The organism is Pseudonocardia endophytica (assembly GCF_004339565.1).
In the GTDB taxonomy this organism is placed as follows: domain Bacteria; phylum Actinomycetota; class Actinomycetes; order Mycobacteriales; family Pseudonocardiaceae; genus Pseudonocardia; species Pseudonocardia endophytica.
Window position 1 is genome coordinate 958,618 of record NZ_SMFZ01000001.1, and the last position, 15,754, is coordinate 974,371.

Genomic DNA, 15,754 nt, shown 5'->3' on the forward strand with positions numbered 1-15,754 from the left:
ATCACTCACCTCATGCGGTCCTCGGCGGCAAACCGGGTGACTGGGGCTCACACCGGTCTGGCGATGCTCATCAGTATGAACACCACCAGCAACAGAACCATAATCGACAGGTCCAGCCCTACGCCTCCGATGCGCACGACCGGGATCACTCTCCGCAGCAGCTTCACCGGAGGGTCGGTCACCGTGAAGATGACCTCCAGCGCGACGGCGCTCCCGCCGGCGGGCACCCACTGGCGCGCGAACGTCCGGACCATCTCCACGACGATCCGGGCCGCGAGCAGCAGCCAGAAGAAGAACAGGACGTAGTAGATCAGGAACCGGATCAGGTCGGGCACGACTCAATCCTGCCGGAAGCCGCCGCGCTCGGCGATCCTCCGTGCGTCGTCCGCCGACACCTCGACGTCCGCGGGAGTGAGGAGGAACACCCGGTTCGTGACCTTGTCGAACCCGCCGTGGAGCGCGAACACGAGCCCGGCGGCGAAGTCCACCAGGCGTTTTGCCGCCGCGTCGTCCAGTTCGGTCAGGTTCATGATGACCGGCACACCCTCGCGGTAGCGCTCCCCGATGGTGCGCGCCTCGTTGTAGCTGCGGGGGTGCAGAGTCGTGATCGTCGACAGCCCCGCGGCCGCCCGGTCGCGCTGTTCGGGCACCGCGGTGGGTGCGGTCGGAGGGGTCGCCGGGACCGCCGCCGGGGGGCTCACGGTGATCGGTCGTTCGGCCCGCACCGGATCACGCAGCGCCCCCGGAGAGGACTCCGGATCCATCGCCAGCGCACCCCGCACGGGGGGCATCGAGCCCCCCGCGAACCCACCGGAACCGGACCCGGAGAGGCTCACGGAGTCCCGCTCGGAGCGCATCGGGTCCCGCCCACCGCGCGCCGGACGGACGGACTCCCGCGACGGACGGCCCGCCCAGCCCTCGTCGAACGCCGCTCCGGACTCGTTCGTGTACTCGCCGTAGTCGTCGCCGTCGCCGAATCGACCCCCGCCGGATGCCCAGCGGTCGCCCCGCCGACCGTCGTAGCCGGCCCGCGAGCCGGCGTAGGAGTCGCGGTCGTCCACGAAGTCCATCTCGTCGGCCGGGACCATGCCGAAGTAGGCCTTGAGCCGGTACATCGCGCTCATCCGCTTCCCCTCGTCCTGCAGTGGCCGATGACCACTCCGCGCCGCCGTTCCCGCCGGGCGCATGCCCGCCACCTGGGATTACTCGGAGGCTAACGGCCGGTCCCCCACCAGAGCCGTTCCGACACGCACCACGGTCGATCCGTGACCGACGGCGGTCTCGAGATCACCGCTCATGCCCGCGGAGAGTTCGACGGCGTCGGGGTGCCGTTCGCGCAGCCGTTCGGCCGCCCCGGCGATGGCCGCGAACGCACGCTCCGTGTCCGTACCGAGCGGCGCGACGGCCATCAGACCGGCCAGCTCCAGCCCGGGGAGCTCCGCGACCAGGTCGGCGAGCTCGAGCAGCCCGCCGTCCGGGACGCCGCCGCGTTCCGGGTCACCGTCCACGCTGTACTGCAGCAGGACCGGCAGCGGGGCGTCCCTCGTCCCCTCCTCGCGGGCACGCCCGACGGCCGTGTCCAGCGCACGGGCCAGGCGCGGCGAGTCGACCGACTCGACCCGGTACACCCACGGCACCACCTGCTTGACCTTGTTGCGCTGCAGGCCTCCGACGAAGTGCCACCGCGGACCGGCGTCCGGGCGCAGTGCCGCGACGTCGTCCACCTTGGCCGCCGCCTCCTGCGCCCGGTTCTCGCCGAACGCGTGGAGACCGAGGTCGAGCAGCGTCGCGACGTCGGCGGCGGGCACGGTCTTGGTCACGGCGAGCAACGACACCGACGACGGCTCCCGCCCGGCCGCGGCGCACGCCTTGCCGATCCGCTCCCGCAGCGCGGCGAGGTTCCGGCCCAGTTCGTCGGCGCGTTCCGAGGGATCACTCACGCGCACATCGTCTCCCGCCGCGACCTCACCTGCCCAGCCCCAGCCACCGCTGCCCGGTCCCGTCCCGCGTCAGCGCCATCCATGATCAGCGCAAATGGTCGAGGCATGCCACCAGTGGCGCGCCCGAGCCAGTTCCGCTGATCATGGTCGCCGGCCCGCCGGCGAACCCACCCATGATCAGCGCAAGTGGTCGAGGGGTGCCACCAGTGGCGCAGAGATGCCGATTCCGCCGATCACGGCTGCGAGCCGGCCGCCGAACCGCGTCACCGCCACCCGTGATCGGCGCGAATGGTCGAGACGCGCCACCAGTGGCGCGTCCTGGCCAGTTCCGCCGATCATGGCCCCGAGCCCGTCGACGATCCCATCCATGATCAGCGCAAGTGGTCGAGACGCGCCACCAGTGGCGCGCACCCGCCGGTTCCGCCGATCACGGCGGGGAGTCGACGCGTAGCCCGGTGATCACCTGCGGCGGTCGGCCACAGGGTCAGGCGGGGCGGGGGTCCAGCCAGGTCACGGCCGCCTGGCGGCCGGTGCGGCCCTCCCGGCGGTGGCTGAACAGGTCGGGGTCCTCGAGCGTGCAGCGCGGGTCGGTGCCCACCTTCCGGACACCGAGCGCGGCCAGCTGCGCGGTCAGTCCGGCGCGGAGGTCCAGCGCGGGCGTCCGGGAGCGGGTCGTCGACGCGCTGCCCGGGAGGGCGGCCTCGACCTCGTCGCGCATGGCGGCCGGCACCTCGTAGCAGCGGCCGCAGACGGCCGGGCCGAGGAGCACCTCGAGCCGGTCGACGCCGGCGCCGAGCCCGGTCATCGCCTCGACGGTGGCGGTCAGCACACCGGCCGCTGCACCGACCCGCCCGGCGTGCGCGGCCCCGACGACGCCGGCCTGCGGGTCCCCGAGCAGCACCGGGACGCAGTCCGCGGCGAGCACGGCGACCCCCAGCAGCGGCGTGGTGGTGACGACGGCGTCGCGGTCCGGTACGTCCGGCGCGTCCGACGACCGCGGGGCCGAGGAGACGACCTCGACGCCGGTCCCGTGCACCTGTCGCAGGAACACGACGCCGTCGAGCCCGAGCTCGCGCGTGAGCCGGAACCGGTTGGCGGCCACCGCCGCCGGGTCGTCGCCGACCCCGCGGGACAGGTTGAAACGGGCGAACGGGCCGGTGGACCGGCCTCCCGCCCGGGTGGTCGTCACCCGTCGTACACGCACGGTGTCAGCCTCGCACGGGCCCGGCGCCGGGTCCGCGCCGGCTCAGCGGCGCATGAACGGGGGGACGTCCACGTCGTCGTCGAGCGGGCTGTCCGAGGTCGTACCGCCGGGCAGGGTCGCCGCGGTCTCCGACGGCGCCGGGTCGGCCTGGCGCGGTGCGGGCGGGGCGTACGGCGCCGCGGGCGGCAGGACACCGGTCTGGTTCGGCCCGGACGGCGTCACCGTCGTCGGCAGCTCGGGCCGAGCGGCCGGGGTGGTCGACGCGGGCGTCGCCGCCGGGGCCGACGGCGCGGTCGACGCGACCGGGGTGAACGACGAGGTGGCCGCCGGAGCTGTCCCGACGCTGTTCGTCGCGCTCCCGTTCGACGCCTGCCCGTTCCCGTTCGTGGCGGACTGGGCCGGCGCGGCCGCGGGCTGGCCGGCCGCGGCCGGAGCGCTCTGCGCGGGCGGGGCGGACGGCTCGGCCTCCGTGGCCGGCTGCTCCCCGGCGCGCTGGGATCCGGAGCGGAACGCCGCCGGGTCCAGCTTCTTGTGCGCGGGCGTGCCGCCCTCGAACCCGGCCGCGATCACGGTGATCCGGACCTCGTCGCCGAGCGAGTCGTCGATCACGGTCCCGAAGATGATGTTGGCCTCGGGGTGGGCAGCCTCCTGCACCAGCGAGGCCGACTCGTGGATCTCGAACAGCCCGAGGTCGGACCCGCCCGCGATGGACAGCAGCACGCCCTGCGCGCCGTCCATGGAGGCCTCCAGCAGCGGCGAGTTGATCGCCTTCTCGGCGGCCTGGACGGCGCGTCCCTCCCCACGTGCGGACCCGATGCCCATCAGCGCGGACCCGGCACCCGACATGACGGACTTGACGTCCGCGAAGTCCAGGTTGATCAGGCCCGGCGTGGTGATCAGGTTCGTGATGCCCTGCACACCGGAGAGCAGCACCTCGTCCGCCGACCGGAACGCGTCCATCAGCGAGACCCCGACGTCGCCGAGCTGGAGCAGGCGGTCGTTCGGGATGACGATCAGCGTGTCGCACTCGTTGCGGAGCTGCTGGATGCCCTCTTCGGCCTGCCCGGCACGACGGCGGCCCTCGAACGTGAACGGCCGGGTGACGACACCTATGGTCAGCGCCCCCAGCTTGCGGGCGATCTGTGCGACGACGGGTGCGCCGCCGGTGCCGGTGCCGCCACCCTCGCCCGCGGTGACGAAGACCATGTCGGCCCCCTTGAGGACCTCCTCGATCTCCTCCGCGTGGTCCTCGGCGGCCTTGCCCCCGACGTCCGGGTTCGCGCCGGCACCGAGGCCACGGGTCAGCTCCCGCCCGATGTCGAGCTTCACGTCAGCGTCGGACATCAGGAGGGCCTGCGCGTCGGTGTTCACCGCGATGAACTCGACGCCCTTGAGCCCGACTTCGATCATGCGGTTGACGGCGTTGACGCCGCCGCCACCGATGCCGACGACCTTGATCACGGCCAGGTAGTTGTGCGGGGGCGTCATGCGCGGCACCTTCCAGTAGCTCGGGGTCCGGTCCAGCTCCGGTAACTCCGGGCCTCGGGATCGCACGCTAAGACGGCCACGCACCCCGGTCCAGCAGGCGCGCCGCGTGTCGACAAGTACCCGTCCGGGGGTGGTCTACTTCCGGACGGTCGGGAGGTCGGCGCTGGAGACGTCGTAGACCGTGCCCTCGCGGGTCAGCAGCGGGCCCAGGATCGCCGCCCGGCGGGCCGTCGTCGTCGGGTCGGAGTCGGCCCAGCGGCCCCACAGCACGCGGCGGTTCTCGGTGAGCACCAGCTCGAGCGTGGTGCCGGTCGGGCCGAGCACGACGGAGTCGACCTGGTCGCGGACCGGCTGCGGCAGCGCCTCGACCACGGCCAGCGCGGCGGCCGTCGACGGGTCACCGGGCAGCACCCGGGGCAGGGCCAGCTTCGGCAGGCGCGGGGCGGGATCGGGGAGGGGGCGGTAGGCCAGCCCGGTGGCGTCCACCAGCTGCGGCCCGTCCGGGGAGTCGGCGATCGCGACCGGCATCCGCTCCAGGACGACGATGCTCAGCGTGTGCGGCCACCTCCGGCTCACGTCGGCCTGGGCGACACCGGGGATGCCGGAGACGCGGGAGGAGACCGCCCCCGTGTCCACCGCGGCCAGCGGCGTCCCGGTGGGCACGCCGGCGGCGGCGCGGACGTCGTTCTGGGCGATCACGCGCGTGCCCGAGACGCTGACCTCCTCGACGCCGGGGCCGAACCGGGCCAACGCCCACCACGCGGCCCAGGCCAGCGCGGCCAGCACGAGCACGGCCACGACGACACCCGCCGCGATCCGCCTGCGCCGGAACGGGGTGCGGGGCGCGCGGTCGGACCAGGACTCGGGGGCCCGGCGGTCACCGGCGTGCCCCGTGTCCCCCACCCGGCCGCGCGCCGGACTCACCGCCCGCCCGCGTCGAGCTCGATCAGGATCTCCGGGCCGAGGACGGTCACGTCCCCGGCCCCCATCGTGATCACCATGTCGCCGTCGGAGGCCAGCGCCGCCATCGCGGCGGGCACCTTCTCCCAGGACGGCGCCCGGTGCACCCGCTCGGCGGGCAGTCGCACGGCGTCGGTGATCAGGCCGGCGTCGACGCCCGGTTCCGGGTCCTCGCGGGCCCCGTAGACGTCGAGCACCATCACCTCGTCGGCGAGCGAGAGCGCCTCGCCGAACTCGGCGGCGAACAGCCGGGTCCGCGAGTACAGGTGCGGCTGGAACGCGACCAGCACCCGTCCGCGGCGTCCGTGCCCGCTGCCGGCCGTCTCCCGCGCGGCGCGCAGCGTGGCCGCGACCTCCGTCGGGTGGTGCGCGTAGTCGTCGTAGACGGCGACCCCGCGGGCCGAGCCCTTGAACTCGAACCGGCGCTGCACGCCGTCGAAGCCGCCGAGGCCCTCGACCAGGCACTCCGGCGAGATCCCGAGCTCGACGCCCGCGAGATAGGCCCCGAGCGCGTTCAGCGCCATGTGCTGACCGGGCACGCCGAGCCGCAGCTCCCGCTCCTCGCCGAGGTGCCGGAACCGCACGCGGGAGCCGAGACCGTCGGGCACGAAGTCGAGCAGGCGGGCGTCGCCACCCCCGACGGCGCTCCAGCCGTAGCGGCGGACGGTCACCGACGCCGTGGCCGCGAGTGCCTCCGCCCCGGCGTCGTCGGCGCAGGTCACGAGCACCCCGCCGGGCTGGATCCGCTCCCGGAAGCTCTCGAACACGGCGCGGTAGGCGCGCTCGTCGCCGTGGTGGTCGAGGTGGTCGGGCTCCACATTGGTCACGACGGCGACGGACGGCGAGAACGCGGTGAACGACCCGTCGCTCTCGTCCGCCTCGACGACGAACACGTCGCCGTCGCCGTGGTGCGCCCCGGCGCCGGAGGCCGACAGGTCACCGCCGATCGCGAACGACGGGTCGGCCCCGCAGTGCTGCAGCGCGACCGTGACCATCGACGTGGTCGACGTCTTGCCGTGCGTCCCGGCCACCGCGACGACCCGCCGCCCGGTGGTCAGCGCGGCCAGCGCCGTCGCCCGGTGCACGACGGGCAGTCCCCGCTCGCGGGCGGCGGCCAGCTCCGGGTTGGTCTCCCGGATGGCCGTGGAGACGACGACGGTCGGGGCGGGCCCGGCGAGCTCCAGGTGCGACGCGTCGTGGCCGACGGCGACGTGCGCGCCCAGCACCCGCAGCGCGGCGACGGCGCGGGACTCGCGGGCGTCCGAACCGGAGACGGCGACGCCGCGGGCCAGCAGGATCCGCGCGATGCCGCTCATCCCGGCGCCGCCGATGCCGATCAGGTGGACGATGTCGCCGAGCTCGGTGGCGCCGGCGCTCCCGGTGAGGGCGCTCATCCGATCACGTCCAGCACGATCCGGGCCATCCGCTCGTCCGCGTCCCCGTGCCCGGCGGCGCGGGCGCGGCGGCCCATCTTCAGCGCGCGCCCCGGGTCGGTGAGCAGCGGCATCAGCTCGGACAGCGCGCGGTCGCCGGTCAGCTCCTCGTCCGGGACGAGGACACCACCCCCGTTGTCGACGATCGGGCGCGCGTTCAGCGCCTGCTCGCCGTTGCCGTGCGGCAGCGGCACGTACACCGCGGGCAGTCCGACGGCGGTCAGCTCGGCCACCGTCGTCATGCCGCAGCGCCCGAGCACGACGTCCGCCGCGGCGTACGCGAGATCCATCCGCTCGATGTAGGGCAGCGGGCGGTAGCCGGGCATCGGCGGAGCGGGCTCCCCGGTGCGGCCGTGCGCGTGCAGGACGGCGACCCCGGCGTCGACGAGCCCCGGAAGCGCCGCCGCGACGGCCTGGTTCAGCGTGCGGGCGCCCTGCGAGCCGCCGAACACGAGCAGCACCGGTCCGCCGGGCGGCAGGCCGAAGTGCTGGCGGGCCTGACCGCGCAGCGCGGCACGGTCCAGCCCGGTGATCGACCGGCGCAGCGGCATGCCGACGACCTGCTCGTGGGCCAGTCCGGTGCCGGGCACGGCGACGGCCACGGCCTTCGCGAACCGCGCACCGACCTTGTTCGCCAGACCGGCGCGGGCGTTCGCCTCGTGCACGACGATGGGTGTCCGGCCCCGCGCGCCCAGGTACGCGGGCAGCGACACGAACCCGCCGAAGCCGACGACGACGTCCGCGTTCACGCTCATCAGCACCTCGCGGACGCGTTTCACGGCGCCGCGGACGTTGCCCGGCAGCTTCAGCAGGTCCGCGGTCGGCTTGCGCGGCAACGGGACCGGCGGGATCAGCTCGAGCGGGTAGCCGCGGGCCGGGATGAGCTGGGTGTCCAGCCCCTTCTCGGTGCCGAGCGCGGTGACGGTCGCCCCCGGAGCGAGGCGACGGATGGCGTCGGCGACGGCGAGGGCCGGTTCGATGTGCCCGGCGGAACCGCCGCCGGCGACGACGATCGAGGGCGTTCCGCGGTAGGTCGGCGCAGGGCCGGGGCCGGGGGTGCCGCGGGGCACGGCCGTGGCCGGGCTCCCGGGAGGGGGCGGCACACCGGGTCCGGGAGGCGGCCCCCCGGGACCCGGGGGCGGGCCGCCACCGGGCCGACCGGGGCCGGGCGGGACCGGACCGGGCGGGCCGGGAGGCGACGGGGGCACGGCGCCCGGGTGGCCCGGGCCGGGCTGCGGCGGACCGGGATGTCCCGGACCGGCGGGGCCTGGCCGACCGGCATCGGGCCGGCCGGGGCCGGGCCGGCCGGGGTCGGGGCCGGGGTGGCCCTGCTCCGGCCGGGGTGAACCGGCCGGGCCCGCGCCGGGCTGCGCCGCAGCCGGGTGAGGCGCACCGGGCTGGAGGGCACCGTCGCGGCCCGCGACACGCCGGGCTGCACCGGGCCGGTCGGCGTCACCCGGCCGGGCCGCGCCTGCGGGGCCGGAGCCGGGCTGATCCGCTGCCGGTCCGCCGTCACCGGACGGCGCCCACCCCGGACCGGCGGGGCGACCGGAACGAGGCGCCATCGCGTTCGGCGGCACCGGGCCGCGGCCACCGGTGCCGGGCTGTGCCGGGCGCGGCGGGTCGACCGGGCGCGGGAGCTGCCGCGTCTGCCGGTCGGACTGCGGCGACTCCGGGTGCGGGAGCGAGCGCGTCGGCCCCTCGGAGCCCGCGGCCTCCGTCGTCCCGGTCGCTCCGGTGTCGCTCATCTCCGAACCGCTCACCTCCGAACCGCTCACCGGGCCACCGTTCCGGCGCGGGCCGGCACGGCCGGAGCCCGGTACGGCTGCGGCATCGGCAGGCCGAGCATCCGGGCGACGCGGCCCTGCCCGTGCTTGCGCAGGGCGGCCACCGCCTCCGGCTCGTGTCGCGCGGCGTTGGTCATCAGACCGAACACGAACATGGTCACCACCAGCGAGGTGCCTCCGGACGAGATCAGGGGCAGCTGCAGACCGGTCACCGGCAGCAGGCCCACCACGTACCCGATGTTGATCGACGCCTGGACGACCAGCCAGGTCGTCGACGTCGCCACCACGATCCGCAGCCACGGGTCGGCGCTGCGGGAGGCGATCCGCATCCCGGTGTAGGCGAGCGTCGCGAACAGCGCGAGCACCGCGAACGCACCGAGCATGCCGAGCTCCTCGCCGATGATGGCGAAGATGAAGTCGTTGTGCGCGTTCGGCAGGTAGTCCCACTTCGCGCGGCCCTGGCCGAGCCCGACGCCGAACAGTCCGCCGTCGGCGAGCGAGTACAGCGCCTGGGTGGCCTGGTAGGCGGGCCCGAGCGGGTCGGCAGCGGACGGCGACAGGAACGCCGCGATCCGGCTGGCCCGGTATCCGGCCGTGAGCCCGAGGATCACGGCCCCGATCAGACCGCCACCGGCCAGCGACGCCAGCAGCGTCAGCGGGGCGCCGCCGAAGTACAGCAGCGCCAGCAGCACGATCCCGACCGAGATCGTCATACCCAGGTCGGGCTGCAGCACGAGCAGCGTGAAGATCAGCAGCGTGACCGGGACGACCGGGTTGATCGCGTGCTTCCACCGGTGCATCACGGCCCGTCGTGCGACGAGCACGTGCGCGCCCCACAGCGTGAGCGCGACCTTGACCGCCTCGGACGGCTGCAGCGACACCGGCCCGAACGCGAACCACGACCGCGAGCCGCCACGCACCGACCCGATGCCCGGGATCAGCACGGCGACCAGCGCGACGACGCCGACCAGCAGCAGGAACGGCGCCATCGCCCGCAGCACCCGCGGTGGGATCCGCAGCCCGGCGTAGAACAGCACGAGCCCCACGGCGCAGAACATGAGCTGCTTGGTGAACACGGAGTACGACGACCCGCCGTTGGCGAGCGCCTCGACCGAGGACGCGGACAGCACCATCACGAGCCCGAACAGCGTGAGCAGCCCGAACACGCCGAGGATCAGGTGCAGCGACGTCAGCGGCCGCCGCAGCCAGCGCTGCAGCCGGCGGACGGCGGCCCGCGCTCCCGTCCCCGCGGTGACGGCCAGCCCGCGGGCACCGTCGGCCGGGCGGGTCACCGCGCGCCCCCCGCCGTGACCGCCAGACGCGCGACGGCGTCGGCGAACGCCGTGCCGCGGTGGGCGTAGTCGCGGAACTGGTCCATCGACGCGGCGGCCGGGGCCAGCAGCACCACGTCCCCCGGAGCGGCCAGCCCGGCGGCCAGGCGGACGGCGTCGGGCATCGGGTCGGACTGCATTCGGTCATCGTCGCCCGTCACGACCTCACGGACGGGGACCTCCGGGGTGTGTCGCGCGAGGGCGTCGAGGATCGGTGCGCGATCGGTACCGATCACCACCACCCCGGCGAGTCGATCGACGTGCGTCGCGGCGAGCGCCCCGATCGCGTCCGCGGACACGCCCTTGAGCAGCCCGCCGACGACCCACACGGCCCGCGCACCCGGCGTGCGCGCCCCGATCGCGTCGAGAGCCGCGTCCGCCGCGTGCGGGTTGGTGGCCTTCGAGTCGTCCACGAAGCGGACGCCACCGACGTCGCCGACCGGGACGCTGCGGTGCGGCCCCGGCGCGAACGCGGTCAGCGCGGCACCGATCACGTCCGGCGCCACCCCGTACGCGCGGGCCAGCGCGGCCGCGGCGAGCGCGTCGGTCACGCCGGGCGGCCCGGGCGGCACGACGGCCGCGTAGGGCAGCAGCACCCCGCCGCCGAACGCGCGATCGACGAGGTCGCCGCCGGACACGCCGAGCTGGTCCGGGCCGGGCCGGGCGAGCGTGACGCCCACCCGGCGCGCGGCGGGCGCGGCGTCCAGCAGACGGGCGGCGACCGGGTCGTCGACGCCCGCGACGGCCACGTCCCCGACGAGCGCGGCGGCCTTCGCGGCCGCGTAGCCGTCCATGCCGCCGTGCCAGTCCAGGTGATCCTCGGCGACGTTCAGCACGACGCCAGCGGCCGGGCGCACCGACGGCGACCAGTGCAGCTGGAAGCTGGACAGCTCCACGGCCAGCACGCGGTGCCCGTCGGCGACGGCGGACACGACCGGGAAGCCGATGTTCCCGCAGGCCACCGAGTCGAGACCGGCCTCGCGCAGGATCGCGGCCAGCATCTCGGTGGTCGTCGTCTTTCCGTTCGTGCCGGTCACGACGAGCCAGGCGGGCGGATCGCCGCGCATCTCACCCAGCCGCCAGGCCAGCTCCGGCTCGCCGATCACCTCGACACCGCGCGCCGCGGCGTCGGCCACCAGCCGGTGGTCCGGACGCCGCCCCGGAGAGGTCACGACGAGGTCGGTCCCGTCCGGGACGGCGTCGGCCGCACCCGCCTCAGCGGTCGCCCCGTGGGGCAGGTCCGCGAGGCGGGCCGGGTCGTCGTCGGACACCGACACCGCAGCGCCCTCCGCCACCAGCACCCGCGCGGCGGCGAGCCCGGACACCCCGGCCCCGGCGACGAGCACGCTCCACCCGGCGAACCCACCCCCCGAACGAACGGCACCGTCGTGCAATGGCAGTGCTCGAACGTGCCGTTCGTTCGCGGTTCGGGGGTGGTCGGGCCCGGGCGACACGGCTACGTCCCCGCCGCGGCGCCGAGCCACTCGCTGTAGAAGATGCCCAGCCCCATCGCCGCGCACATGGCGGCGAGCAGCCAGAACCGGATGATCACCGTGGTCTCGGCCCATCCGGCCAGCTCGAAATGGTGATGGAACGGCGCCATCCGGAACAGCCGTCGTCGAGCCGTGCGGAACACGACGATCTGCAGCGACACCGACAGCGCCTCGACCACGAACACGCCGCCGATCACGACGAGCAGCAGCTCGGTGTGCGTGACCATGGACAGCCCGGCGAGCAGGCCGCCGAGCGCGAGCGATCCGGTGTCCCCCATGAAGATGCGGGCGGGCGACGCGTTCCACCACAGGAACCCGATGCAGCCGCCCATCGCGGCGGCCGCGACGAGCCCGACGTCGAGCGGGTCGCGCACCTCGTAGCAGCCCGCGCTGGCCAGCACGGCGCAGCTGTTGCGGAACTGCCAGAAGCAGATGATCACGTAGGTGCCGAGCACCATCGCCGACGTGCCGGCCGCGAGCCCGTCGAGACCGTCGGTGAGGTTCACCGCGTTCGACCAGGCCGCGACGATCAGGTTGCAGAGGATCACGAACCCGATCAGCCCGAACGACAGCACCGTGATGTCCCGGACGAACGAGAGGCTGTCCGAGGCGGGCGTCAGGTTGCGGCTGTTCGCGAACCGCAGCGCCAGCACACCGAAGATCGTCGCGGTGAGCACCTGACCCACGATCTTCGACGTCTTGTTGAGACCCAGGTTGCGCTGGCGGCGGATCTTGAGGAAGTCGTCGACGAACCCGACGACCCCGAGCGCGGTCGTCAGGAACAGCACGAGCAGTGCGGACGCCGTGATCGGCTCGCCGGTGAACGCGTGCGAGCCGAGGTAGCCGACCCAGATCGCGAGCAGGATCGCGACGCCGCCCATCGTCGGCGTGCCCCGCTTGGACTGGTGGCTCTGCGGCCCGTCCGCGCGGATCTCCTGCCCGAAACCCTGCCGCGCGAAGAACCGGATCAGGTACGGCGTGAGCAGGATGGACAGCGCGAGCGCGATGCCGGCGGCCAGGAAGACGCCCCTCACCTGTTCTCCTCCAACAGACCCGCGGCGACCCGTTCCAGTCCGGCGCTGCGCGAGGCCTTGACCAGCACGACGTCGCCCGGCCTCAGCTCGGCGCCCAGCAGCTCCAGCGCGGCGGGCACGTCCGCGACGTGCTCGGCGCGCCCGCCGTAGTCCGGGCTCCCGACCGCGACCAGCCGGGCTCCGTTGTCCTGCGCCAGCGCGGCGATCTCCGCGTGCGCGTCCGCGCCGCCGTCGCCGATCTCGGCCATCGGCCCGAGCACGGCCCACGCGCGACGGTCCGAGGACGCGATCGAGTCGAGCGCACCGAGCGCGGCCCGCATCGCCTCCGGGTTGGCGTTGTAGGCGTCGTTGACGACGGTCACGCCGTCGGCCCGGTCGGTGACCTCCATCCGCCAGCGCGACGCGGGCGTGGCCGCCGACAGCGTCTCGGCCACTCCCCCGACCGTCGCCCCGAGCTCGAGCGCGACCGCGGCCGCGGCCAGCGCGTTCGAGACCTGGTGGGCGCCGACGAGCCGGAGCGCCACGGGTGCGTCGCCCTGCGCGGTCACCAGCGTGAACCGTGCCCGCCCGGACTCGACGACGAGGTCGGACGCGCACACGTCGGCATCCTCGGAGTACCCGTAGGTCACGACCCGGGCGGCCGTCCGGGACGCCATCGCGGCCACGAGGGGGTCGTCCGCGTTGAGCACGGCGATCCCGTCCGGCGGCAGCGCCTCGACGAGCTCGCCCTTCGCCTTCGCGATGCCCTCCCGGGAGCCGAACTCGCCGAGGTGCGCGCTGCCGACGTTGAGCACGACCCCGATCCGCGGCGGCGCGACGGCGCACAGCGCGGCGATGTGGCCTGGCCCGCGGGCGGAGAACTCGAGCACGAGCTGGCGGGTGGTCGCGTCCGCGCGCAGGGCCGTCCACGGCGTGCCGAGCTCGTTGTTGAACGACTCCGGCGGCGCGACGGTCGGGCCCAGCGGCGCCAGGACGGCGGCCAGCAGGTCCTTCGTGGACGTCTTGCCCGCGCTGCCGGTCACGCCGACGACGGTCAGCCCGGGGAGCGAGTCGAGCGAGTGCCGTGACAGCGTGCCGAGCGCGGTCAGCACGGCGGCGCCGTGGCCGTCCGGGTCGGCGTCGGCGAGATAGGTGCCCTCGGCGCGGGCGGCGGGCGGCACGACGACGCACGGCCCGTCCACCCGGCGCGCGGCCAGCGTCGCCACCGCCCCCTGCGCGACGGCGGCGCCCGCGAAGTCGTGCCCGTCGGCGCGCTCACCGGGCAGCGCCAGGAACAACGCACCCGGCCCTGCCTTGCGCGAGTCGAACTCCACGGAGGTGACCCGCTGGTCACCGGACGTCCCGTGCAGCTCGCCGCCGGTGACGGCCGCCACCTCGGACAGTGTCATGCCGATCATCGGTCGGTCTCCACGATTGCCGCGACCACCTCGTCCACGTCGTCGAACGGGTACTTGACGCTCCCCCGCTCCTGACCGGTCTCGTGCCCCTTGCCGGCCACGACCACCACGTCACCGGGCCGGGCGGCACGCACGGCGTGCACGATCGCGGCCCGCCGGTCCCCGATCTCGACGAGCTCGCCGCGGGCGGGTTCGGCCATCGCGCCGGCCAGCATCTCGGCGCGGATCTCGGCCGGGTCCTCGGTGCGCGGGTTGTCGTCGGTGACCACCAGCAGGTCGGACCGCAGCGTCGCGGCCGCACCCATCATCGGACGCTTCGCGCGGTCCCGGTCCCCTCCGCAGCCGAGCACGGTGATCACCCGTGCGGACGAGGGCACCTGGGCGCGCAGCGCGTCCAGCAGCGCCGCGACGGCGGCCGGCTTGTGCGCGTAGTCGACGACGGCGAGGAAGTCCTGCCCCGCGTCCACCCGCTGCATCCGCCCCGGGACGGCGAGCGTCGCGAACCCCTCGGCGGCGACCGCGGGCGGGATCCCGTCCGCGTCCAGCACGGCGAGCGCGACCAGCGCGTTCGCGACGTTGTAGGCGCCGGGCAGCGCGAGCGTGACGTCCTGGGCGAGACCGTCGGGACCCTGCGCGACGAACGTCTGTGTGCCGTCCGGATGGCTCTGCACGTCGCGGGCGGTCCAGGTGGCGTGCACCGAGGGGTCGGTGCTGACCGTGACCGCGTCGGTGCGCCGGTCGGCGAGCTGGCGGCCCCACCCGTCGTCGACGCAGACGACGGCGCGGTCGGCCGGATCGGTACCGACGCTGCCGCCGAACAGCGTCGCCTTCGCCTCGAAGTAGTCGCTCATCGTCGGGTGGAAGTCCAGGTGGTCCTGGGACAGGTTGGTGAACCCGCCGACGGCGAAGCGCGTGCCGCCGACCCGGCCGAGCGCGAGCGCGTGGCTGGAGACCTCCATCGCCACGTCGGTCACGCCGGCCTCGAGCATGACGGCGAACATCGCCTGCAGGTCCGGCGCCTCCGGCGTGGTGAACGCGCTGGGCAGCGCGCGCGGCTCGGCGCCGGGCACGGTGACCCGGGTGCGCACCGTGCCGAGCAGCCCGCTGGAGCGCCCGGCCGCGACGAGCCCGGCCTCGAGCAGGTGCCCGACCGTCGTCTTCCCGCTCGTGCCGGTGATCCCGAGGACCCGCATCCGGGCCGTCGGCTCGCCGTAGACCGCGGCCGACACCGGACCGACGACCTCCCTCGGCGCGGAGCGCACGAGCACCGGGACGCCGGACGAGCGGACGTCCGGGCGGGCCAGGCCGTCGGGGTCGGTGAGGATCGCCACCGCTCCGGCGGACAGAGCATGGCCGGCGAAGTCGGCGCCGTGCGCGCGGGCCCCCGGCAGGGCGGCGAACAGATCACCGGGGCGCACCTCGGCGGCGCGCAGGGTGACGCCGGTGACCGGGCGGACGGCCGCGTCGAGCACCGGGCCCGCGCCGGAGCCGGGGTTCAGGTCGGCACCCGCGATCCGCGCCAGCACCGCGACGTCGACCGGACGCACGTCGGACGGGCGGTCCGGAAGGGTCACCATCGGCGTCTCCCGCGGGACCGCACCCTCCTGGTGGGTCGGAACTCGGGCCGTGGACACGCGGCGGAGATTACCGGCGGGTTCGGACGGCCCCGGCGGCAGCACCGGCGCTC

The 15,754-nt window shown here is 75.0% G+C and carries 13 protein-coding genes; all 13 read right to left on the reverse strand.

Features of this window, described 5'->3' with window-relative positions:
- Positions 1-47: 47 nt before the first annotated feature.
- A complete protein-coding gene (locus EV378_RS04070) occupies positions 48-335 on the reverse strand; it encodes a YggT family protein (RefSeq protein ID WP_132421387.1) in 288 nt (95 codons plus the stop codon).
- A 3-nt stretch (positions 336-338) separates the two neighbouring features.
- Positions 339-1,124 carry a cell division protein SepF gene (locus EV378_RS04075; protein WP_132421388.1) on the reverse strand — a complete coding sequence of 262 codons (786 nt, stop codon included), beginning with the start codon at positions 1,122-1,124 and terminating at the stop codon, positions 339-341.
- Between the two features lie 78 nt (positions 1,125-1,202).
- Complete coding sequence (locus EV378_RS04080) at positions 1,203-1,940, reverse strand: YggS family pyridoxal phosphate-dependent enzyme (protein WP_132421389.1); 738 nt, start codon at positions 1,938-1,940, stop codon at positions 1,203-1,205.
- Between the two features lie 484 nt (positions 1,941-2,424).
- Positions 2,425-3,144 carry a peptidoglycan editing factor PgeF gene (gene pgeF / locus EV378_RS04090; protein ID WP_132421391.1) on the reverse strand — a complete coding sequence of 240 codons (720 nt, stop codon included), beginning with the start codon at positions 3,142-3,144 and terminating at the stop codon, positions 2,425-2,427.
- 42 nt (positions 3,145-3,186) lie between these two features.
- The gene (gene ftsZ / locus EV378_RS04095) at positions 3,187-4,632 is read right to left on the reverse strand and encodes a cell division protein FtsZ (RefSeq protein ID WP_132421392.1); all 1,446 of its coding nucleotides are present in this window, start codon (positions 4,630-4,632) and stop codon (positions 3,187-3,189) included.
- 135 nt (positions 4,633-4,767) lie between these two features.
- Complete coding sequence (locus EV378_RS04100; protein ID WP_132421393.1) at positions 4,768-5,556, reverse strand: cell division protein FtsQ/DivIB; 789 nt, start codon at positions 5,554-5,556, stop codon at positions 4,768-4,770.
- Positions 5,553-6,986, reverse strand: coding sequence for a UDP-N-acetylmuramate--L-alanine ligase (murC, locus tag EV378_RS04105; protein WP_132421394.1), 1,434 nt, complete (start codon positions 6,984-6,986; stop codon positions 5,553-5,555). Before murC ends, EV378_RS04100 begins: the two co-directional genes overlap by 4 nt.
- The gene (gene murG / locus EV378_RS04110) at positions 6,983-8,095 is read right to left on the reverse strand and encodes an undecaprenyldiphospho-muramoylpentapeptide beta-N-acetylglucosaminyltransferase (protein WP_243653567.1); all 1,113 of its coding nucleotides are present in this window, start codon (positions 8,093-8,095) and stop codon (positions 6,983-6,985) included. The genes murC and murG overlap by 4 nt, the downstream gene beginning before the upstream one ends.
- Before the next feature lie 704 nt (positions 8,096-8,799).
- A complete protein-coding gene (gene ftsW, locus EV378_RS04115; RefSeq protein WP_132421395.1) occupies positions 8,800-10,104 on the reverse strand; it encodes a putative lipid II flippase FtsW in 1,305 nt (434 codons plus the stop codon).
- Positions 10,101-11,489 carry a UDP-N-acetylmuramoyl-L-alanine--D-glutamate ligase gene (gene murD / locus EV378_RS04120; RefSeq protein ID WP_243653262.1) on the reverse strand — a complete coding sequence of 463 codons (1,389 nt, stop codon included), beginning with the start codon at positions 11,487-11,489 and terminating at the stop codon, positions 10,101-10,103. The genes ftsW and murD overlap by 4 nt, the downstream gene beginning before the upstream one ends.
- Positions 11,490-11,599: 110 nt before the next feature.
- Positions 11,600-12,670: a phospho-N-acetylmuramoyl-pentapeptide-transferase gene (gene mraY, locus EV378_RS04125; protein WP_132421397.1), complete on the reverse strand. Its 1,071-nt coding sequence runs from the start codon at positions 12,668-12,670 to the stop codon at positions 11,600-11,602.
- Entirely contained in the window at positions 12,667-14,067 is a 1,401-nt protein-coding gene (locus tag EV378_RS04130) for a UDP-N-acetylmuramoyl-tripeptide--D-alanyl-D-alanine ligase (protein ID WP_132421398.1), read from the reverse strand. Before EV378_RS04130 ends, mraY begins: the two co-directional genes overlap by 4 nt.
- Positions 14,064-15,644 carry a UDP-N-acetylmuramoyl-L-alanyl-D-glutamate--2,6-diaminopimelate ligase gene (locus EV378_RS04135; RefSeq protein ID WP_132427380.1) on the reverse strand — a complete coding sequence of 527 codons (1,581 nt, stop codon included), beginning with the start codon at positions 15,642-15,644 and terminating at the stop codon, positions 14,064-14,066. The genes EV378_RS04130 and EV378_RS04135 overlap by 4 nt, the downstream gene beginning before the upstream one ends.
- Positions 15,645-15,754 lie beyond the last annotated feature (110 nt).